Genomic DNA, 19671 nt, shown 5'->3' on the forward strand with positions numbered 1-19671 from the left:
GGCACCTTGTTTGGCCGGCCCGTGGACTTCGATGATCGAGTCGTCGATGTCGACCATCACCGCGCCGTCGATCCCGTCCAGGACCGGCGTGTGGGCGTGCAGACCAGCCAGCATCCGGGTGGCGATGGCATCCAATTGGCGGACATGTCCGAACCGGAATTCGCGCAGGAATGATCCCAGCGTGGACGGGGCGTAGGGGTGGTCGAACACCCGGCCCATCGCGCCGTGGCGCAACACGGCCATGTCGTCGATGCTGTCGGCGCCGGCGACCATGCCGGCGACCAGCGAGAACACTTTCCGATCCGGATTCGCGCCCTTGTCGGTCGGCACGCTCAGATGCTCGCGCGCCAGAGCTCCGAGCCCGGCGTCGTCGGCCAGCGCCATTACCGGCACCAGCCCCGCTGCGGCGAGGAGATTCGGGTCATCACAGGATGCAGACCGGACTGGATGAGTGTGAGACAATCGCATCTACGAGATGCCCTTCTGCGTGTGTGGATGGAACCCTAGACAAGTCCCATTCTGTCACTCAGACAGGGCATTTCGTTTATCCCTCACCGACCGATCACCAGCAAATCGGTGGATCGAGGCTTATTCCGTCGTCCACATGGGTGAAGCTGCGGAGCCCAGACACGGGCATCACCGCTCCGCAGCAGATGTCTGGATAGTCCAGGCATCTCGTGCGGAGTGGTGACGCTGATGTCAGCGGCCGCTGTACCTCAGGCGAGAAAGTCCCGACGTCACCCCAACGGCCCACCCGGATCCAAGCTGCTCACCAGCCGCCGCAGAATCGGTGCGACCGTATCGATCTCGTCTGTCGACAGCCGATCGAGCACGATCTCGCGTGCTGCGGTCACCTGGATCTTGCGGGCCTCGGCGAGTTTCTTGTGGCCGGCGGCGGTGAGTTCGATTGTGGTGGCTCGGTTGTCATCCGGGCATCGCGTCCGCCGGACCAGGTCGCGCTGCTCGAGTCGGGCCACCACCTTCGACATCCGGGGGAGGGACGAGTAGGTCCGCTCGGCCATCTCGCTGATCCGGAGGGCGTTGTCGGGAGCGTCGGCCAGGGACATGAGCGATCCGAAGTCGAACAGCGTCAGGTCGACGCTGCGCAGCCGTTGGTCCATCGTCGGAGTGAACAGCTGCGACAGGATGGTGATCGCGATCCACAGGTCGGCTTCCGCCCGGTTCAGCGCATGCGTACGAGAGGCCATTCGTCCATGCTAACCCCAATGGTTGCCATGGCAACCAAGCAACGATATAGTTGCCGAGGCAACCATTGAGACATGCCGACCGACTCCGTGGAGGACTGACCATGACCGCACCGACCACCCATCTCGTCACGAGCGATTCACCGATCCTGTCCGTCAAACCAGTGTCCGTAGCCACCTCCGGTCGATACACGGACTTGGTCGTTCGGGTCTCCGCGCCGGTGACCGGTGACAACCTGCCGGTGATCCTGTTCTCCCATGGGTACGGCGAGTCGATGGACGGATACGGTCCGCTGGTCGACTGGTGGGCCTCCCGCGGCTATGTGGTGGTGCAGCCCACCTACCTCGACTCACGCAGCGTCGGCATGCCCGACGACCACCCACTCCGGGGCGAGATCTGGCGACAGCGTGCTCTCGACGCAACCCGTGTCCTCGACGCCCTCGAGAACGCGCTCCGCCACGTCCCCGGGCTCCTGGAGCGAGCCGACACCACCCGGGTCGCGGCCGTCGGCCATTCGTTCGGTGGGCAGACCGCCGCTCTGCTCCTCGGCGCGGGCGTGATCGATCCCGTGACGGGTGTGGAGTTCCGTTGTGCCGCCGACAGAGTCACCGCGGGCGTACTGATCGCCACGGCCGGTCGCGGCAGTGATCTGTCGCCGATGGCGCGCGAGCACTTTCCGTACGTCAACGCCGTGTTCGGCGAGATGTCGCGCCCGACGTTGGTGATCGCCGGCGACAAGGACGACTCCCCGCTGACCACCCGCGGGCCGGACTGGATGACCGACCCCTACACCGACAGTCCCGGAACGAAACATCTGCTCACCGTCGTCGGCGGAGAGCATTCGCTCGGCGGGATCGCCGGTTACGACGTCGCGGAGACCACCGACGAGAACCCCGAACGCGTCCGCCTCGTACGCGACGTTGCGGCGGCGTTTCTCGACGATGCCCTCGGGATCGACTCGAGCGGATGGGGCCGATTTCGCAATGACCTCGCCGGTGCCGGCCGTCATCTGGGGCGACTGGAGTCGAAGAACTGACGAGGGCCATCTGCACGCGGAGGGTGGCGTGGGTGTGAGTCGGCGTGAGTGTGTCGTTATGTCCCGCCGATCCTAATTTCGATGTAGTCTGACTTTACTAAAAGTGGAGGAGAACAGTGATGACCGACGCCCGAGCAGTGATCGACCGGCACATCGAGGCTTTCAACGCCCGTACTCCGGACGAAGAGCCGTGGTCCGACGACGCCGAGTTGATCGCTCCGGGAGGAACATTCACCGGGCGCGATGGCGTGCTGGAGTTTCTGTCCGTATTTCAAGCGGCGTTCTCGGACGGTCGGCTGACCGTCCGCTCGGCCGTCGTCGATGGTGCTGACGCCTCTGTCGAGGGTGTGTTCGGCGGTGTGCACGACGGGATTCTGAACAGTCCATCGGGTCCGGTACCAGCGACCGGGAAGTCCGTGTCATTTCGCTGGAGTGCCACGTACCGGATCCGCGATGTCGAGCTGATCTCGGAACACCTCTACTTCGACCAGCTCGATTTTCTCGGCCAACTCGGTCTTCTCCCTGGATGACCCGTCGTATCAGTACACCGCTTTCGGACCTGTGGTTCTGGGTCTGCGTATTCGTGGCTGCGGTCATCGGTGTGGCCTCGACACCGGGTGCAGGTTCGGCGGCACCGATGGTCGCTGCGGTGGTAGAACACCGCGCGATCGGGCCGCAGCGTGATGACCTGCTGATCTCCTCGCCGGCGATGGGCCGCACGGTGCCGATCAGCGTCTTGCACCCGCAGGGCCGCGGGTCGCGGGGCACGGTGTATCTCCTCGACGGGGGAGGCCGCAAAGGTGAGGTCAGCGACTGGATCAATGAGGCCGGCGCCGACCGCTTCTTCGCCGACAAGAATGTCAATGTGGTCCTACCCGCCGGACAGGGGTGCGTTCTACACCGATTGGCAGCGAACGGATCCGGCGTTCGGCCGTCCGCGGTGGGAGACGTTTCTCGCAGTCGAGTTGCCTCCACTCGTCGACCGTCTCTATCGAGGCAACGGCCGCAACGCGATTGCCGGCGTGTCCATGGGTGGTCAGGCCGCGTTCACGCTGGCGACCCGACGGCCCGGTGCGTACACGGGTGTGGGGTCGATCAGCGGTTGTCCGCCTACCACAGGTATCGACAACGAGAGCCAGGTCCGCGCAGTCCTTGCCCGTGACGGCGGCAACGCCACGAACATGTGGGGTGACTGGGGCGCACCGGGGTGGTCTGATCACGATCCCGGCCGACGCCTTGACGCGCTGCGCGGCAAGCAGATCGTCATCACTGCCGGGTCCGGTGTCCCGAGCCCTCTGGACAGGACGACGCGACTCGACCCGGGCCGCAATCGACTCGAGAAGATCGCGACCGGAGCCGTGCTCGAAGCAGGTGTGAACGCGTGCAGCCGAGACTTCGCAGCGCGCATGCGTACCGCGGGACTCACCCCCACCGAGTACTTCCGGGAGGCCGGCACCCATGCCTGGCCCTACTGGTCCGCTGATCTGCCACTCGTGTATCGAACTCTTGCGCAGGGACTCTGACGACGATCGAGCAGAAGTACTAGCCGAATCCCGACCGGATTCACTGATCCCACGACCGCTGATAAAACGGGTGTTGCCTCCGCAGAACGATCAGGACGCAGGCGAGGAGGACAGCGGCGGAGGAGAAAGTGACGAATGTCGGGAAGACGGCGCAGGCGACGATGGCTGCCACACCAGCGGGCGCGTGAAGGATCAGTACCTCTCGCCCGCTCTGTGAGCCGCGAGGACACCCGGCTGATCTGATGACGGCAGCGGCGGCCCCGATGATCAGGACTGTCGCGATGATGATCATGCAACCTCCGCTGCGCAGGGAGCCGAAGAAGGCGCATCCGGGGTGCTCCAGATCGTTCGAGGATAGCTCTCGTCGGACCTGCCGTTACGACGTTTTCCGGGAGGTCGCCGGGCGTGACGACCTCCCAGCCGAGATCAGGTCTCGATGGTGGTGCCCACCGCCTGCTCGTGGTCGCGTTCCTGGCGCGCGGCACCGACGGCACGTTTGGTGTATTTGCCGGCCAGAACGAGCAGCGCGATGGGGACGATCCAGTTCAGCAGCAGGTCCATCGGCCGTGTCCCGTCCGACGGTGAGGTCGTCGGGTCGACGAGACCGGCCACGACGTGACCGAGTCCCATGACGAGAACGGCGAATCCCCAGACCGCACTGACCTTGCGGTTGGTCGCGCGGAACAGCGGGTTCGACCACCGTTCTTCGGGTACGGAATCCTTGGCGTATTGCTCGGTGAAGGGCACGGTGACCGCGGAGATCAGCATCAGCACGGCAAGGATCAGTGTCGATCCTCCGCGGGCGAAGTTCGTCAACCACTCTCCGAGTGAATCTCCACCGAGGAACCCGGCGACGGCGATGGCACCGAAGGTCACCACCCCGGCGATGTCGAGGAACTTGACTCCGCCGCGCCCGCGGCTGGTCCACGCCAGGACCGCGGCCAGTGCTGCCGCGATCAAGGCGGCGATGGCGACCGAGTCGTCGCCGAGTCGGTGGCTCAGTACCGAGAACAGGAACCAGGGTGCCAGACCGAGGACAAACCCCAGGGGGTTCATATGATCTCCGATCGCGCTGTGGCGCAGCGGCAGTGGCAGTCGTGGTTGCGGATCATCGCAGGACGTAGGTTGCCTTGGAGTTCGGCCCGTAACGGTCGATGCGGGCGGCGTTGACCTCCCCGTTGGATGCTCCGGTGTTGCCGAGTGTGGTGAAACCCAGGGCCCAGCTCAGTTCCGACTTGTACCGCCACTGCGCCCACCGGTAGGTGTTCGAGTACGTCACCGATGCCGACATGTGGGCCGGATTGGCCGACCAGGCACGCACGATCTCCGCGCCACCTCGGGGAAGGACACGCGCAGGTGGATCGATCCACCGCGTGGCCGACGAGCTTCCGCCCCACGTGTCGGTGGAGGGCCAACCGCTCAACGACAGGTCCCAGCCGGTCTTGTTGATCACCACCAGCGTCACTGTCGAGCCGCCCGGCGGTGCCGGACGCGCCTGAGCGTGCGGGGCGACGACCGCCATGCTGATCAGTACGAGCAGTGCCGACACGATGGCGGCCCGGCGGATCGCGATGGTTGGTGTATGCATGGTGTTTCTCACTGATTGTTGTCGGGAACAGATGTGGTGGGCGAAGAGTGCGTTGCGGATGCGGACGTCGCCGATTGTCTCGGTGACAAGGGTTGTGCACGGCGCCACAGGATTTCGGCCTGAACAGCGATCATCACGCCGATCATGATGATGATCTCGCCGAAGCCGCCGTGACTGCTGTTGCCGAGCAGGTATGCCGTGGTGCCCAGGGTGAACTTGATGACGATCATGCCGATGAACAGGGAGATGGTGAAGATGGTGCCCTGTGCATAGACGTGGCCGTCGTCGGTCGAGATGCGTGTGTGGCGACCGCGGATCAGTCCGACGACGACGCTCAGAGCGATGCTCGCCGCGAAGAAGGCGTAGCCGAGGAGGCCGACCGGCAGACGCAGCCCACCGATCAGCAGTCCGACTCCGATGTAGATGAAGGCCATCTTGAATCGGGTGGAGCCGACCAGCTCATGCCGTCGCGACTGACGGTAAACGGCATACGCCATCAGTGCGATCAGGACCAGAAGTTCAGGAACGGTCACAACAGCTCCCACTCACTTGGTGCCCGCCGGCATGATCTCGGTATCACTGCACACCTCACGGTCTCGACTCTGGCAGAGCGCCAGATTCGGGGATAGTCCCAGAACTGGCACCATGTCCCAGAACTGGCATGTCCGAGTGGAGGCACTGCCTGTGCAACAACTGCGCTGAGTTTGAGAGAAGTTGTGCAGCAACTACTTTGCTGACGGCTACGAGTGGCCCCTCGTGGAGGCCGACAATTCTGCACCCGCGCCGCCTTCGGGCCGCGCATCATCTGGCCGGGTCGAGTTCATCGTGGAGAGCCTTCACAATCGCGCCGAGGGGATCATACGTGGCGATCGCCCGCGCCATGGCGGTACATGACCGTTTGACGCTGTCATCGGACAGGATTCGGATCGTCGCGTCGGCAATCGACGACGCCGGCGGCCGACGCGTCCGGAGATCGGCACCGACGCCGAAGTGCTGTACGCGGGCGGCCACCTCGGGTTTGTCTTCTGCACCGGGTGCCACGATCACCGGTACCGCATGGCGCAAGGCGTGCAGCACTCCGCCGTAGCCGCCGTTCGTGACCATTACCGCGGTGCGGGGGAGCAGTGCGGTGTAATCGAGAAATCGCGCGATCCGAGTGTTGGATGCGGGGCGGATGCTGTCGGGATCGGCGCCGCCGGTGGTGACGACTACCTGAACGTCGGCGTCGCCGAGTCCCTCGATGGCGGGTTCGATCAGCTGGGAGAAATCATGGTTGTCCAGAGTGCCCTGGGTGACATGGATGATCGGGCGTTGGTCGGCGAGCATCTCCGGCCACCATGGGGGTTGTGCCACTCGTCGATCCGGGCCTCCGACTGGACCGACGAACACCGTGTTCTCTGCGAGATCAGCACGTGTGTACTCGAATTCGGCCGGTCCGAGTTGGAAGAACCGATCGAATGCGCTCGACAGATCCAGGATGAAGTGATCGAGCCGGCCGCCGGCGGCGCCGACGAGGCCAGCCGCATAGCGTTGGGTCGCGGCGAACATGCCACGCCGTACGACCTGATGGGCGATCCGGTTGCGGATGATGCCCACCAGGCCCGGCATCGGCGGCAGTCCGCTGTTGAACGGGGCAACGTCACGGCTGGTCTGCGCCAACGGCATTGTGCCCAGGCCCATCACCGGTGGCCGTTGATCGCGGGGCCGGGACAATAGCGGGACGATTCCGGCGAAGGTTCCGTCGCACAGCACCGCGCCGATGTCGGCGGTGTCGATGACTTCGTTGACGGCCGCTGCTTGATCGAGGAGCGGACGGACAAAGGTGTTCTCGACCTGATACCGCGACAACGCGAGCCCGCGGTGACGGTCCCGGTCCGGGAGGAAGCTGTCCGGATCGCGTTCGTCGAAGTCGGCAATTCCGGCCAGCGGGTGCATCGCGAGGCCGGCGTCGGCGACCTGATCTGTGAAGCGCGAGCCGGTCACCATGATCACCTCGTGACCGCGTTCGACCAGGCCGTGCCCGACGGCGGTCGCCGGGCCGACATGGCCGGCCAACGGGGTGCTGCACAGCAGTATGCGCGCCACCGCGCCACCTCCTCACATTTAGATAAGTTCAGACTCTATCGAAAATAGACCGCGCATGCGGTCGAACGACCGACTTCGGTGTCGTGCCTGTTCGGCGGCGTGGTTTTGGTTCGCGAACCGTCGTGATGTCCGGTGCGGTCGGTATGATCGGGTGAGTTCTGACCTCAATGAAGGGCTCGACAATGACGAAGCGGCAGTACACCGCGCGTAAGCGGGCGGTCACTGCTGCACAGACACGCGCGCGCATTCTCGATGCCGCGCAGGAGTTGTTCGTGACGCACGGGTACTCGCGCACCACGCTGCAACAGATCTCTCAGCATGCCGGGGTATCGGTGGGCTCGGTGTATCAGGCAGGCTCCAAGGCTGCGCTCATGATGGCGGTACTCGAGCGCGCCTTCACCGGCGACGAGAAGTTCGTGTCACTGCTCGAACGTCCGGATTTCGTGGCGATCATGTCTGACGACGACACCGATCGCGCCATTCGCCGCTACATCGATTACGTGACCGAGGCCAACAGTCGGATCGCCGATCTGTGGCATGCAGCTACACTTGCGGCCGACACCGATCCCGCCATCGGCGAGCAACTCGAACGTTCCGAACTACGCCGACTCGACGACATCCACACCGGCTGTCACTGGTTCGTGCATCGAAATCTGATCTCGGACAATCAGGTCGACGAGTTCGCCGACATCCTCAGCTACGTCACCAGCCCGACGACATACCGGTACTTCACCGTCGAACGCAACTGGACCGCGGCGAGGCTGAATGGGTGGATTCGTACGAGTATCTCTGCGGCGCTGGAGGATTGAGAGGAGCGGCGTATGCAGCGCAACAATGTCGATCCTCGATACTTCGGCGAATTGCTGGGCTACAACCGAGCAGTCGCGCTCGACAACCCGACCCGCTGGTTGATCGTGTCGGGCCACGAGTCCCGCGACGACGACGATCGGATCTGCTGCGTGGGCGACATGGACGGGCAAATCCGGCAGACGGTCCGCCGGCTCGAGGAAACGATGACGCATGCCGGATTCGCCTTGAGCGACGTCGTGCAGATCCGGGTCGTCACCACGGACATCGACGACATGAGGGCGAACTACAACACGCTGCCGCAATTGCTCGCCGATGCTGGCTGCCGACCCGCGAGCCTGTTGGCCGAGGTCAATCGCTTGTCCGACCCGGACATGCTGGTGGAGAGCGAGGCTGTCGCCGCGCAGTAGGAATAAATCGGTGCGCGCCATCGCTGCGCTACCCATGACCGAACATGCCGAACTGAGCCCGACCGACTGGGTACGTCAGCAGACCGAGAAGATCCTGGAGCAGGGCACTACCGACGGAGTGCAGGTGCAGGGACGCCCCATCGTCCTGTTCACCACGACCGGTGCCAAGTCGGGAAAGAGGCGCTACGTGCCGCTCATGCGGGTCGAAGAGAACGGCAAGTACCTGATGGTCGCGTCGAAGGGCGGCGCCCCCGAGCACCCGGCTTGGTACCACAACGTGAAGGCCAACCCGACCGTGACCGCGCAGGACGGCGAGGTCATCCGAACCCTGACCGCCCGCGAGATCTCCGGCGAGGAGCGCGAGCACTGGTGGGCGCTGGCCGTCGCCGCCTTCCCGCCCTATGCGGAGTACCAGACAAAGACCGATCGCCTCATCCCGGCTTTCGTCCTGGAATAACCGTCTCGACGGTATCGCTGAGTTGTCGCGACACCGTGCGACATTCCCGCGGAGCGTTACGCCGACATGCGTGGACACTCCAAGGGTGTCCTGATGAAGGCGGGGCAACTCCTGTCGATCTATGACATCGACGTCGGCGGCCCTCTAGCCACCTATCAGGCTGCGTTACAACGCCTTCAGGCCGATGCACCTCCGATGGACTTCGCGACCGCCCGAGAGGTGGTTGAAACAGACCTTGGCGCGCCGGTCGAGGACTTGTTCGCGGAGTTCTCGCCCGGGATGTCGTTGACCCCGCGCGCGATGCGCACCGGCCAACGATCTGCGGCAGCCGAGGTGGCTGAACAAATCGCTGAGGAACTCGACTACCGACACGAGGCGCGCAGCATCCGGCGGTTCGCCGATCTCTACCGAGATCACCCATTCGTCCGCGTGCCCGACGTCTTCGACAGTCATTCTGGCGACAGGGTGATCACGATGACCTTTCTTCGACGGTCTTGGGTGGGCCGAGGCCCGCGCGTCCGGTCAGGAACTGCGTGGTCGCTGGGCCGAGGCGATCAGCTATTTCGGCTTCGGCGCCTACCGTCACAGCAACGTGTTCAACGCGGATCCGCACCCGGGCAACTACCGGTACCGCGAAGACGGGACGGTGGGATTCGTCGACTTCGGTTGCGTCAAGCAGTTCCCCGAGCGGGTGCGCCGCGGGATTGTCACGTTGTTCCGCGTAACCTGCGACGGCGACCGAAATGTGCTCTATCGGTTGAGGATCGAACACGGATTCATCACCGCAGACACCGACCTCGACGTGGACGACGCCTACCTGTGGCGAGCAATGGTGGGCTTCCAGCGTGAACGCCGAACAACCACATACATTCGTGCCCGCCGACAGCACCGGTCTGGTGCAATCGATGTTCGACGACGGGCCGATGGGCACGGCTGTACGCACGATGATCATTCCCAGCGACTACGTCATGCTTGCGCGGATCAACCTCGGCATCAACGCAATCCTCAGCGAGCTGGGTGCGACCTTCGACACCCGGGACCAACTCGACTGCGTCGACGGCGGGGAAGAGCCGAGGACGGCTCTCGAGCCGCGCCCACACTGCGCGCCCACACTGCGTGGGTACGCGCTCGCGGCTTGCCCTTCGGCCTGACCGAACGCAGATAGCCTCATCGGTACCGGGGTAGCGGCGATGACGGCGCTCGTTGCTTGGTGATGATGTTGCCTGCCAGGCGAACCACACTCAGCTCCAGCCGAGCGGATGTGCTGACGTCCTCGAAACCAGGCCGCCCGAGAGCCGGAGACGGTGTAGCGCGTCGATACCGGCCGCCACGGATGCCGAGTCCCCGCTCGATCGCCTGGACGAGTTGGACGAGGACCGTTCGCCCGTCGTGCGAGTTCGGACCCCGCCGCCCCTACCGGTGTTTCGACATGGTGCGTGGATGGCTGATCGACGCAACGGCCGCCGGACACCGATCCGCCTCAGCGGATGCATGACCGGGCGACGATCGGCTCAATCGTCTCGAGCCCTACGGGTCTGAGTGTCCGTCGCCATGTCACACGAGCGGCCGACCCAGACGGGCGCGGATTCGGACATCCCAGAGCAGGGCACGGAACAGCAGCTGGGAGAGCCATCGTGGTTTACGCCTCTCCCGGGCGACCTGCTTCGAGATGTACTGGTCGAACCATCGTTGGTCGTCGTCGGTCCACGGGACCCGCAGGGCCTCTCTGAACGGCACCGGGAGGAACCCGATGGTACGTCGGTACTTGGTGGGGCCGAAGCGCTTCTGAATGAGCGGGTGCGCGTAGCCGAAGTTGGCTATGTCGATGAGGAAGTGCCTGACCTCGTCGCTGATGGAAATGGTGGCCACCTGTTCGTCCCAGTAGGTGTCGAACGCGTCTCGGGTGGGTGGCCACATCTCGGCTGGCATCTGAAGTGTTGTGCCGCAAACCTTTCCCTGCTGGTAGAACGTCTCGCGCTCCGTCCCGGTGAGCGGTCCGTAAACGCGTTGGTAGATGTCTTCCCAGCCCATGTAAAGGCATGCGGCGACCCACAGCTGCAGTTCGGGGTTCATGGCGTCGTAGGCCACCGGGCTGTCGCCGTCAGAGCGGACCTGAACGTGTTGCTTGTTCACCGCCTGGCGGTAATGCCGTCGGTCCTCGGCGTTGCCGAAGGCCGCGACTGCCAGATACGACGCGGTTGTGCGTGCTCGTTTGACGGGATGCAGGTCCAGACGGCCGCTGTCGACCTTGCTGTGCGCGACCCCGTAGCCCACAGCGGGATTCGCCAACTGCATGATCACGTTGGCTGTGCTCATGGTCTGTCCCATCGACACGAGCGAGGTCGCGAAGAAGCTGCTGTCGATCGCGTCCATTTCGGCGCGCGTCATACGTTTGTCGCTTGTCGTCATCTCTCCACCTCTATCTGATTACGTGTGTAGTCAGAATAGCGGATTGTGTGCCGCCTGTCGGCCACGGGCTCAGGGAGTCCCCGTCCCGGAGTCGCGAGACGTTGTCGACTGGTTCGCGTGCTGAACGACCGCGCGCGCGAACTGTTCCGGTTGGTCGAGCGCGATGATGTGGGCAGCATCGGTGATATGACACGTGGTGAGGTGATCGGCGACGCCGGCGAGTTGCCGCGCCGTCGTGTCGGCGACCACGCCGCCGCCGATGGCGAGGGTCGGCATTCCCAGACGGTGGGTGCGGGCCCATCGTGCTGTCCACGCAGCGTTCTCCGGCATGGCTCGGTAGTGCGCGAATGCGGCACGCAGTGCATCATGTCCCCGATACGTGTCGGCGATGGAGGCGATCAGGTCCTCGTCCGGATTGCAAAGGGTGCCCAGCCCGAGGAAGAAGCGGACATAGGTGTCCTCTGCTCCGACGACGACCTTCTCGGCCAGCGCATCCGGCGCCTGGTGGAACCCGAACCACCACGGTGGGGTGCGCAGGAACGTCTCCGCGCCGGAGAGTCCCCCCAGAACCGCCTCGCTCACGGTGAGCGTCGCGATACGGTCCGCATACGTGGCCGCCATCGTGAACGCAGGTGTCGCACCCAGATCCATGCCCACCATGTGAACTGCGCCGATCCCCAGTTCGTCGAGCAACTGTATGAGGTCCAGGGCCACGGTTGACGCATCGTATCCGTGTCTCGGTCGTCCGCTGTCGCCGAAACCTCGGAGGTCAGGGGCGATGACGTGGAATCCCTGCGCGGCCAGCCGGGGTGCCACCGATGACCAGATCGCTCGGGTATGGGGGAATCCGTGCACGAGCATCACCGCAGGCCCGTCGCCGATGGTGTCTACGGCCAGATGGGTGTCACGGAGTCGGACGACGCGCGTTGAGGCGGACGCGATACGTGTCGGAACCGTTGCCGGGACGGCATCGTCATGGTCTACATTTGACATATGGTCACCATAGGTAACCGAACGCATGCTGCCAAGGACGCACTTGTCAGAGACCAGGTCACCCCACGGTGACCGCACGCAGGCGTGGCGACCTCTTCGACCCGGAATGTCCGACGCGACAGTTGCTGGACCGGGTGGGATCGAAGTGGACCGCCATGTGCGTTCTCGTGCTCGACGAGACCGGCACGGAACTGCGCTTCTCGGAGCTGAAACGTCAGATGTCGGGGATCTCGCAGAAAGTCCTGACCGAGACACTCCGTGCGCTCGAACGTGACGGTCTGCTCACGCGGCGGGTCGAACCGACATCCCCTCCTCGGGTTCACTACGGTCTCACTGCTCGGGGGCAATCGCTTGCAGCGCCGTTACGCCAGTTGCGGTGGTGGGCCGAGGAGAACATGCCCGGAGTCGATGATCATCGCCGACTCTATGACCGCAAGCGTGCGCGATGACAGTCGTTACGGGAATGAGTTTCGAGCAATCGTGACCGCCGCTGACGAGTGACGACGATGCGTCGCCGGGATCGTCAAGCCACAATGCACCGTCAACCGAGCGCCTTCTCGAGAAGTTCACCAAGGCGTGTGATCTCCTCCGGGGTGAGGGCGTCGAACGAGGATTCGAAAACGGAGTCCACCACCTTCTGCCCTTCGGTTCGTAGGCGCTCGCCTTCTGCGGTGAGTCGGTGCCTCACCGCACGGCCGGGGCCCGGGATGCGCTCGATCATTCCCCGTGCGCTCATCCTCGATGCGAGGGAGCCGAAGGACTGGTCACTCTGGAAGGTCAGTTCGGCAAGGTCGTGTAATGACGCCTTTGGGTGTCGGTGTAGATGGCGCAGTGTGTCCCACTGCACCAATGACAGGCCCAGCGGCGCGAGTGCGTGACTCAACGCCCGGTGGTGGCGGTGCTGTAGTCGTTTGACGGACAAGGCAACATCGGCGCGCGTATGTCTCATGGGTGTGCACCTTAGCCTCGATCCACCGGTCTGCGGGGAACCGCTGGTCGGGGACAGGCGAAACGCCCTGTCTGACACAGAGAATGGGACTCCTCCACAGTTCCATCCACACGCCCGGAAACTGCATCTACGAGTGCACTTCTTCGTGATCGATTGGAACCCTGAGCAAGTCCACTCCCTCACTCAGGCAGTGTGCCTCCCCGCCACGGCGCATGCGGGCCGGTGAATCGAGGCTCAGGGCAACCATGAGACAATGAAACTAAGCTTGCTTATATACGCACACTTAGTTACCGTGGTCGAGAGAGCCCCGCCCGCCGAAGCGACCAGAGAGACCGAGCCATGAACACCTCCGCCACTGCCGGTGCACTCCGACCGAACCGCACCCGTACGCTGACCGTCGGCGCAAATCGTCCAGCTCTGGTGACCGTCGAGTGCCGTGATCGCGGCCGTCCCTTTGTTCTCCTCCATGGCGGCGGCGGGCCGGCGAGTATGGCAGGGTTTGCCGATCTACTCGCCGAGCGCACCCACAGCCATGTGCTGCTCCCCACACATCCCGGTTTCGCCGGTACTGCGATTGCGGATGGCGTCGACAGCGTGAGGGACCTCGCCGCGGTGTACATCGCGATGTTGGATCAACTCGCATTGGTCGATGTCACGTTGATCGGCAACTCCTTTGGTGGTTGGCTCGCTGCGGAGATGGCGCTGCTGGACAGTCCACGGGTCAGTGGGCTGGTCATCGTCGATGGCATCGGCATCGAGGTCGCGGGTCATCCGATGCTCGATGTACGGGGATTGTCGCCGGAACAGATCCGTGCGCATTCCTTTCACGCCACCGATGTGGCTTCCCCATCGTCGGACGAATCCTCACCCCCTCATGGCCCGAGCCCTGATGTCCGATCTCTCATTCGATACGCCGGCGAAACCATGTGCGACAAAACGCTTCTCGAGCGTCTGGCGGGAATCGAGATTCCAGCGCACGTGATCTGGGGCGAGAGCGACGGCATCGTCGATGTCGAATACGGTAAGGCGTACGCCGACGCGATCGAGGTGTCGACCTTTACGTTGCTGCGCGCCACAGGACATCTACCACAGGTCGAGACGCCGGAAGAGTTGCTCGGCGCGATGCTCGATCTGGGTAGCGACCCCGCGGTATCCGATGTATCCAGCACGAATGCGCCCACCCGATGAACGCCTCGTTGACGGTGACCCGTATCGGCCACGCGTGTCAGGTGATAGGCATCGGCGGCCTCCGGGTGCTGACCGATCCCTGGTTCACTCAGTCGGCCATCTACCATCCGGGTGAACCGCTCGCCTCGACGGTCGCAGACCTCGGCCACATCAACGCTGTCGTGATCAGCCATGCGCACTACGATCATTGTGATCTGGATGCTCTCGTCCGCGGTGGATTCGATCTGGACACACCGTTGCTGGGGCCCGGAACGGTGACAGAGGTCGCCCGCGGCAAGGGATTTCGGAACACGCGGACGATCGAGGCGTGGCAGAGCGCCTCCGTCGGTGACGTCTCCGTGACGGCGACCCCGGCCCAGCACGGCGTCCACGAAGTCACCTTCGTCCTCGAAGGTGCGGACCGCCGTGTCTTCTTCGGCGGCGACTCGTTACGGGTGCCTGAACTCGACACCATTCCGGACCGATTCGGCCACATCGACATTGCGATCCTGCCGACGAACGGATTGTGTGTGCGACCGCTGAATATGCGCCAGGTGGTCATGGACGCCGAGTCTGCTGCCCATCTCGCTGCGGCGCTGCAACCCGACGTCGCGGTGCCCCACCATTATGCGTTTCATAGCGGTTGGTTGGGCGACCGGATGGTGACAAAGACTGACCGAGACCCCCGGCACTTTGCGAATGCTGTCGAGCGGCTCGACCCCCGGATCGATGTCCGTCTCCCGTTGCCCGGGGCGACGGTGACCATTCCGGCTGCGGTCCCACCCATGTGAGAATCGTTGTCGACCATCTGGTGGACCACTCCACGCCCACCCAACCGGCTCGTGTGGTGCGGGGGTCGTGGCGGTAGCGGAACGAACCCGAGAGACACATTGACGGTTGGACGGTCGAAAGACACTGTGGCTGTCCGCCGGCCGCCATGCCACGCCGTATCGGAGCGTCTGTTCAGTGTGGACGAACGCCGATCATACTGTACCCGAACCCAACTCGTGTCTCGGTGACCCGACTTGTTGGTCGTTTCTGAAACTGGTCGACAGTTGGCCCTCTGCAGGATCTCGCCGGTGGTCTTGGTCCAGGCGAACGGATGTTCGCGGTCGGGTTCCGGCCGGTGATGGGTTGTCGGAACTCGGCGGTGACGTCGTGCGCGTCGGCGACGATCGCGTGCACGGCGACAACCGCTTGGGATACGCGGGAACTGCGAATCGGACTGGTTCGTCCGGACCGCCGGGAGCAACAGCCCAGGAGTCGCGGACCACTGAATCCGGATTCGATCGGCTGGGCCGGTGCATCGGCGGACGATGCGGTCGGTAGTCGAGCGTGCACGGATCGGACGGCATCTGAGCTTGAATCCGAGTTCGGTGTGAAGCTCGATCCCACTGACCTCGGTCCCCGACGCGAGGAGGAACGGCGTCCGCTTCGTCGTGGGGCAGAGAGCCGCAGCACGTCTTTGCGTTCGCGGTGAGTGGATTGATTGATCCGGTGATCCCCCGAACATAGGTTCTCTACCTGAATCAACCGGCGTGACGGTAACCGGGTCGGTACGAGACGGGAGTGGGGCAATCACCAGAGTCATACCGCAGACCGACCACGCAACGACCGGCTACGCGGCGTCGGCGTCGTCGCTGGAAGAACTGCCGATTGTCAAGGCGCCACATTACGGCCGCTGGCTCGGCGTGCTCGTCGTGGTGGTGCTGATCGCGCAGTTCGTGACTGGAGCGATCACGAATCCACGATTCGACTGGCCGACATTCGCACACTTCTTCTTCAGTACTACGGTCCTCACGGCGCTCTGGGTGACGATCCAGCTCACGTTGTACGCCGCAGTGATCGGATTCGCGGGCGCGATCATCCTTGCGCTGATGCGACAGTCGCCTAACCCACTCTTGCGCAGCGTCAGTTGGTCGTTCATCTGGCTGTTCCGCTCGATCCCCTTGATCGTGCAGGTGTTGTTCTGGGGGTTTCTCGGGGCTCTCTACACACACATCGGCTATGGGGTGCCGTTCGGGCCGGTGTTCGGCGAACTCGCGACGAAGGACGTCATCGGCCCGATGGTCGCGGCGGTGATCGGACTGTCCATCCATCAGGCCGCCTATGGCGCGGAGATCATCCGGGCCGGGCTTCTATCGGTGGACGACGGACAGCGCGAAGCCGCTGCAGCGCTGGGAATTCCACTTCGACGGCAGTTCACCCGGATCATATTTCCGCAGGCGATGCGGACGATCGTGCCACCGGCAACCAACGAGATCATCGGCCTCCTGAAGGGCACGTCGGCAGTCTTCATCCTGGCGTTGCCCGACCTGTTCTACCAGGTGCAGGTGATCTACGGACGCAACGGGCGAATCATTCCGCTGCTCGTGGTGGCGGTGGCATGGTACGTGATCCTCACCGGGCTCTTGTCCGCCGTCCAGTTCTACGTCGAACGGTTCTTCGCGAAGGGGGCGCACCGCGAGATGCCGCCGACTCCCCTACAGAAGCTGATCCGGTGGTCCGGCGACGCCAGGGTGACGTTGCGCGAGAACTGGAGGCAGCGGCATGTGTTGGTGCGGAGGAGTGTCCGGTGAGCGACACAGTGGATACACACGCCGGCAACGATGTGGTGCTCGAGGTCCGCAACGTGGTCAAGTCGTACGGCGCCAGTGTGGTCCTCGACGGAGTGAGTCTCACCGTGCGACGAGGTGAGACCGTCGCGATCATCGGCCCCTCCGGTTCCGGCAAATCGACACTGCTGCGAGCCATCAACCATCTGCAGCCGCCGACACGCGGCTTCGTGCTTCTCAACGGGGAAGTCATCGGCTACCGAGTCGGCACGAGAGCACTTCGGCAGCTCCCCGAGCGAGATGTGCTGCGACAGCGAGCCCGAATCGGTTTCGTCTTCCAGTCGTTCAACCTGTTCCCACATCTGACGGCGCTGGAGAACGTCGCCGAGGCACCGGTCTCGGCCCTCGGACGGGCCAGGGCGGAGGTGGTCGACGAAGCCGTTGCACTGCTGGACCGGGTCGGGCTGTCGCATCGTATCGACGCATACCCGCGCCAGTTGTCCGGCGGGGAGCAGCAGCGGGTGGCGATCGCCCGGGCGCTGGCTCTACGGCCCCAGCTGATGCTGTTCGATGAACCGACCTCGGCATTGGACGCCGAGCTGGTCGACGAGGTGCTGAACGTCATCGTCGACCTCGCTCGAACCGGCACCACGTTGGTCATCGTTACTCACGAGATCGCCTTTGCTCGCCGTGTCGCCGACACCGTCGTGTTCATGAACGAAGGAAAGATCGTCGAGAGCGGTCCGGCCACAAGAGTTCTCGACAAACCCAGAGAGCCCAGGACGCAGAGCTTCCTGGCGCTCGTGCGTTGATCCACCAAGGGAGCAGCAGTGATGACGACAATTCTCTTTCCCGGAAGCGGCCGACGAAGGCGGCTCAGCACGATCGTCGCGGTAGCGATGTTGACAGTGACATTGGTCGGCACGGGTTGCTCCACCGACGTCGATGACACCACCCAGCAGGTGAAGACTGCTTCGGGTGAGTCCTTGAACCTGACGGCGAACCAGAATCGGATCGTGCCTGCGCGGGACGAGGCGATCGCGGCCACCGTGCCGCAGGCGATCCGCGACCGGGGCACGTTGCTCATCGGTCAGGGCTCCGGCGCGGGCAACCCGCCGTTCACTTTCCCCGCGACCGATGACGACACCGTCTGGATCGGCGACGAGGTCGACATCGCCACCCTGGTTGCCGGGGTCCTGGGGCTCAGACCCGAGTTCCGCCGGTCATCATGGGAGGGTTTGTTCCTCGGCATCGACAGCGGCAGCAGTGATGTCGGGTTCTCCAACATCACCGTGACCGAGGCCCGCAAGGACCTCTACGACTTCGCCACCTATCGCACGGATGTGCTGTCGCTGATCGTGCCGAAGGACTCCACACTGTCATTCGACGGTTATCAGGATCTGAGCGGTAAGACCATCGCTGTCGGTTCCGGTACCAACCAGGAGAAGATCCTCATCGGGTACGCCGATCGGCTCGAGTCCGAGGGCAAACCGGGCATCGACATCAAGTATTTCCAAGACACGACCAGCGTTTGGTCAGCTTTGACGTCGGGCCAGATCGACGGCTACTTCGGTCCGAACCCGATCAACGCGTTCCATGATGCACAGGTTCGCAACACGCCCAATGAGACGAAGATCGTCGGCGAGGTCTCCGGAGCGGGGGAGCGCCTCACGGGCCTGATCGCGGCGACCACCAAGAAGGGCAATCCATTGATCAGGTCGGTGCACGCGGCCCTCAACAAGGTCATCGAGAACGGCGACTACACCACGGTGCTCGAACGGTGGAATCTCAAGAGCGAGGCGGTCGAGAAGTCTGAACTGAATCCACCGGGCCTTCCGCGGTCGGCCGGCTGACGGCCTGGTGGGTATGAGCCACCCCGGGACGGAGCATGGTGAGGCGAACCAGCGTCGTCAGTCGCTGCGCTTTGTTGCCGTGGCGCAAGACGATCCGCGCGCACGGCCGATGCTCGACGATCTGGCTCTCGAGTATGCGACCAGATACGGACATCCGGTCGAACTGTTGCGCGAGGAGATCTTCACCTACCCGGCCGCGGAGTTCTCCGCTCCTGGAGGCGCCTTGGTGCTCGGCGACGACGGTGAACACATCGTGGCGGGTGGCGCTTTCCGACGTTTCGACGTACAGACGGCCGAACTCAAGCGCATATGGACTTCGGCGGCACACCGTGGGCGTGGATACGGTCGGCAAGTGGTCTACGAACTGGAGCGCCGGATTGCGTCGCTCGGCTATCGTCGTATCCATCTGACGACGGGCTGGCAACAGCCCGAGGCGGTGGCGCTGTACGTGACCGCCGGATACACCGCGGAGTTCGACCCGGCACTCTATCCGACTGGCCGGGTGCCGCATGCCTTCAGCAAACAAGTGCCGTCGCCGCACTCGAGGTGATCTCACGGGCGGTCCACGCCGACACGATGAGAAAATGGTATCCACTTCAGCGCCGCGCCCAGTGCTCGGATTCGTCGTGGGTC

22 protein-coding genes and 3 pseudogenes are annotated in these 19671 nt (G+C 63.9%); 16 read left to right on the forward strand and 9 right to left on the reverse strand.

What is annotated here, in order from left to right; genetic code table 11:
• Both QSJ19_RS21445 and QSJ19_RS21450 read right to left on the reverse strand, forming a co-directional pair.
• Nucleotides 1–468, reverse strand: a pseudogene (locus tag QSJ19_RS21445) (IS1380 family transposase); the annotation flags it as partial.
• A 269-nt stretch (nt 469–737) separates the two neighbouring features.
• On the reverse strand, nt 738–1208 hold the full coding sequence (locus QSJ19_RS21450) for a MarR family winged helix-turn-helix transcriptional regulator (protein ID WP_286323030.1): 471 nt from the start codon (nt 1206–1208) through the stop codon (nt 738–740).
• A 101-nt stretch (nt 1209–1309) separates the two neighbouring features.
• On the opposite strand from QSJ19_RS21450, the gene QSJ19_RS21455 reads away from it, so the two are divergent.
• The 3 genes from QSJ19_RS21455 to QSJ19_RS21465 all read left to right on the forward strand — a co-directional run bounded on the left by QSJ19_RS21455 (nt 1310) and on the right by QSJ19_RS21465 (nt 3765).
• Nucleotides 1310–2242 (forward strand): alpha/beta hydrolase family protein, encoded by a 933-nt coding sequence (locus QSJ19_RS21455; RefSeq protein WP_286323031.1) that lies wholly within the window; start codon nt 1310–1312, stop codon nt 2240–2242.
• 119 nt (nt 2243–2361) lie between these two features.
• Entirely contained in the window at nt 2362–2772 is a 411-nt protein-coding gene (locus QSJ19_RS21460) for an ester cyclase (RefSeq protein WP_286323032.1), read from the forward strand.
• A 333-nt stretch (nt 2773–3105) separates the two neighbouring features.
• Nucleotides 3106–3765, forward strand: coding sequence for an alpha/beta hydrolase (locus QSJ19_RS21465; protein ID WP_286323033.1), 660 nt, complete (start codon nt 3106–3108; stop codon nt 3763–3765).
• A gap of 426 nt (nt 3766–4191) precedes the next feature.
• Here QSJ19_RS21465 and QSJ19_RS21470 read toward each other — a convergent pair whose 3' ends face one another.
• The 4 genes from QSJ19_RS21470 to QSJ19_RS21485 all read right to left on the reverse strand — a co-directional run bounded on the left by QSJ19_RS21470 (nt 4192) and on the right by QSJ19_RS21485 (nt 7438).
• Entirely contained in the window at nt 4192–4821 is a 630-nt protein-coding gene (locus QSJ19_RS21470) for a hypothetical protein (protein WP_286323034.1), read from the reverse strand.
• Between the two features lie 52 nt (nt 4822–4873).
• On the reverse strand, nt 4874–5353 hold the full coding sequence (locus QSJ19_RS21475) for a hypothetical protein (RefSeq protein WP_286323035.1): 480 nt from the start codon (nt 5351–5353) through the stop codon (nt 4874–4876).
• 8 nt (nt 5354–5361) lie between these two features.
• Nucleotides 5362–5886, reverse strand: a complete 525-nt coding sequence (locus QSJ19_RS21480; protein WP_286323036.1) for a DUF1453 domain-containing protein — start codon at nt 5884–5886, stop codon at nt 5362–5364.
• 268 nt (nt 5887–6154) lie between these two features.
• A complete protein-coding gene (locus QSJ19_RS21485; protein ID WP_286323037.1) occupies nt 6155–7438 on the reverse strand; it encodes a glycosyltransferase in 1284 nt (427 codons plus the stop codon).
• Between the two features lie 182 nt (nt 7439–7620).
• Between QSJ19_RS21485 and QSJ19_RS21490 the strand changes: the two genes are divergently transcribed.
• From QSJ19_RS21490 to QSJ19_RS21515, 6 genes and pseudogenes are all read left to right on the forward strand, one after another.
• On the forward strand, nt 7621–8247 hold the full coding sequence (locus QSJ19_RS21490) for a TetR/AcrR family transcriptional regulator (RefSeq protein WP_286323038.1): 627 nt from the start codon (nt 7621–7623) through the stop codon (nt 8245–8247).
• Between the two features lie 12 nt (nt 8248–8259).
• Nucleotides 8260–8655: a Rid family hydrolase gene (locus QSJ19_RS21495; protein WP_286323039.1), complete on the forward strand. Its 396-nt coding sequence runs from the start codon at nt 8260–8262 to the stop codon at nt 8653–8655.
• A 34-nt stretch (nt 8656–8689) separates the two neighbouring features.
• On the forward strand, nt 8690–9112 hold the full coding sequence (locus tag QSJ19_RS21500) for a nitroreductase family deazaflavin-dependent oxidoreductase (protein ID WP_286323102.1): 423 nt from the start codon (nt 8690–8692) through the stop codon (nt 9110–9112).
• A 300-nt stretch (nt 9113–9412) separates the two neighbouring features.
• Nucleotides 9413–9538: pseudogene (locus QSJ19_RS21505) on the forward strand (hypothetical protein); the annotation flags it as partial.
• Nucleotides 9539–9704: 166 nt separating this feature from the next.
• A pseudogene (locus QSJ19_RS21510) lies at nt 9705–9803 on the forward strand (AarF/UbiB family protein); the annotation flags it as partial.
• A 253-nt stretch (nt 9804–10056) separates the two neighbouring features.
• A complete protein-coding gene (locus QSJ19_RS21515) occupies nt 10057–10263 on the forward strand; it encodes a hypothetical protein (protein ID WP_286323106.1) in 207 nt (68 codons plus the stop codon).
• Nucleotides 10264–10666: 403 nt separating this feature from the next.
• On the opposite strand, the gene QSJ19_RS21520 is transcribed toward QSJ19_RS21515, so the two are convergent.
• Entirely contained in the window at nt 10667–11521 is an 855-nt protein-coding gene (locus QSJ19_RS21520) for an oxygenase MpaB family protein (RefSeq protein WP_286323040.1), read from the reverse strand.
• A gap of 69 nt (nt 11522–11590) precedes the next feature.
• On the reverse strand, nt 11591–12514 hold the full coding sequence (locus QSJ19_RS21525; protein WP_286323041.1) for an alpha/beta fold hydrolase: 924 nt from the start codon (nt 12512–12514) through the stop codon (nt 11591–11593).
• Between the two features lie 68 nt (nt 12515–12582).
• Between QSJ19_RS21525 and QSJ19_RS21530 the strand changes: the two genes are divergently transcribed.
• The gene (locus QSJ19_RS21530; RefSeq protein WP_286323042.1) at nt 12583–12963 is read left to right on the forward strand and encodes a winged helix-turn-helix transcriptional regulator; all 381 of its coding nucleotides are present in this window, start codon (nt 12583–12585) and stop codon (nt 12961–12963) included.
• 92 nt (nt 12964–13055) lie between these two features.
• Here the strand turns inward: QSJ19_RS21530 and QSJ19_RS21535 are convergent, their stop codons facing one another.
• A complete protein-coding gene (locus QSJ19_RS21535) occupies nt 13056–13463 on the reverse strand; it encodes a MarR family winged helix-turn-helix transcriptional regulator (protein ID WP_286323043.1) in 408 nt (135 codons plus the stop codon).
• 339 nt (nt 13464–13802) lie between these two features.
• Between QSJ19_RS21535 and QSJ19_RS21540 the strand changes: the two genes are divergently transcribed.
• The 6 genes from QSJ19_RS21540 to QSJ19_RS21565 all read left to right on the forward strand — a co-directional run bounded on the left by QSJ19_RS21540 (nt 13803) and on the right by QSJ19_RS21565 (nt 19588).
• Entirely contained in the window at nt 13803–14651 is an 849-nt protein-coding gene (locus QSJ19_RS21540) for an alpha/beta fold hydrolase (RefSeq protein WP_286323044.1), read from the forward strand.
• Nucleotides 14648–15421 (forward strand): MBL fold metallo-hydrolase, encoded by a 774-nt coding sequence (locus QSJ19_RS21545; RefSeq protein ID WP_286323045.1) that lies wholly within the window; start codon nt 14648–14650, stop codon nt 15419–15421. The genes QSJ19_RS21540 and QSJ19_RS21545 overlap by 4 nt, the downstream gene beginning before the upstream one ends.
• A 798-nt stretch (nt 15422–16219) precedes the next feature.
• Nucleotides 16220–17209 (forward strand): amino acid ABC transporter permease, encoded by a 990-nt coding sequence (locus QSJ19_RS21550; RefSeq protein ID WP_502876311.1) that lies wholly within the window; start codon nt 16220–16222, stop codon nt 17207–17209.
• Nucleotides 17206–17997 carry an amino acid ABC transporter ATP-binding protein gene (locus tag QSJ19_RS21555; RefSeq protein ID WP_286323046.1) on the forward strand — a complete coding sequence of 264 codons (792 nt, stop codon included), beginning with the start codon at nt 17206–17208 and terminating at the stop codon, nt 17995–17997. The genes QSJ19_RS21550 and QSJ19_RS21555 overlap by 4 nt, the downstream gene beginning before the upstream one ends.
• An 87-nt stretch (nt 17998–18084) precedes the next feature.
• The gene (locus tag QSJ19_RS21560; protein WP_286323047.1) at nt 18085–19038 is read left to right on the forward strand and encodes an ABC transporter substrate-binding protein; all 954 of its coding nucleotides are present in this window, start codon (nt 18085–18087) and stop codon (nt 19036–19038) included.
• A 13-nt stretch (nt 19039–19051) separates the two neighbouring features.
• Nucleotides 19052–19588, forward strand: a complete 537-nt coding sequence (locus tag QSJ19_RS21565) for a GNAT family N-acetyltransferase (RefSeq protein WP_286323048.1) — start codon at nt 19052–19054, stop codon at nt 19586–19588.
• Nucleotides 19589–19671: the final 83 nt, after the last annotated feature.

It is taken from the genome of Gordonia sp. ABSL11-1 (assembly GCF_030315685.1).
Taxonomy (GTDB): domain Bacteria; phylum Actinomycetota; class Actinomycetes; order Mycobacteriales; family Mycobacteriaceae; genus Gordonia.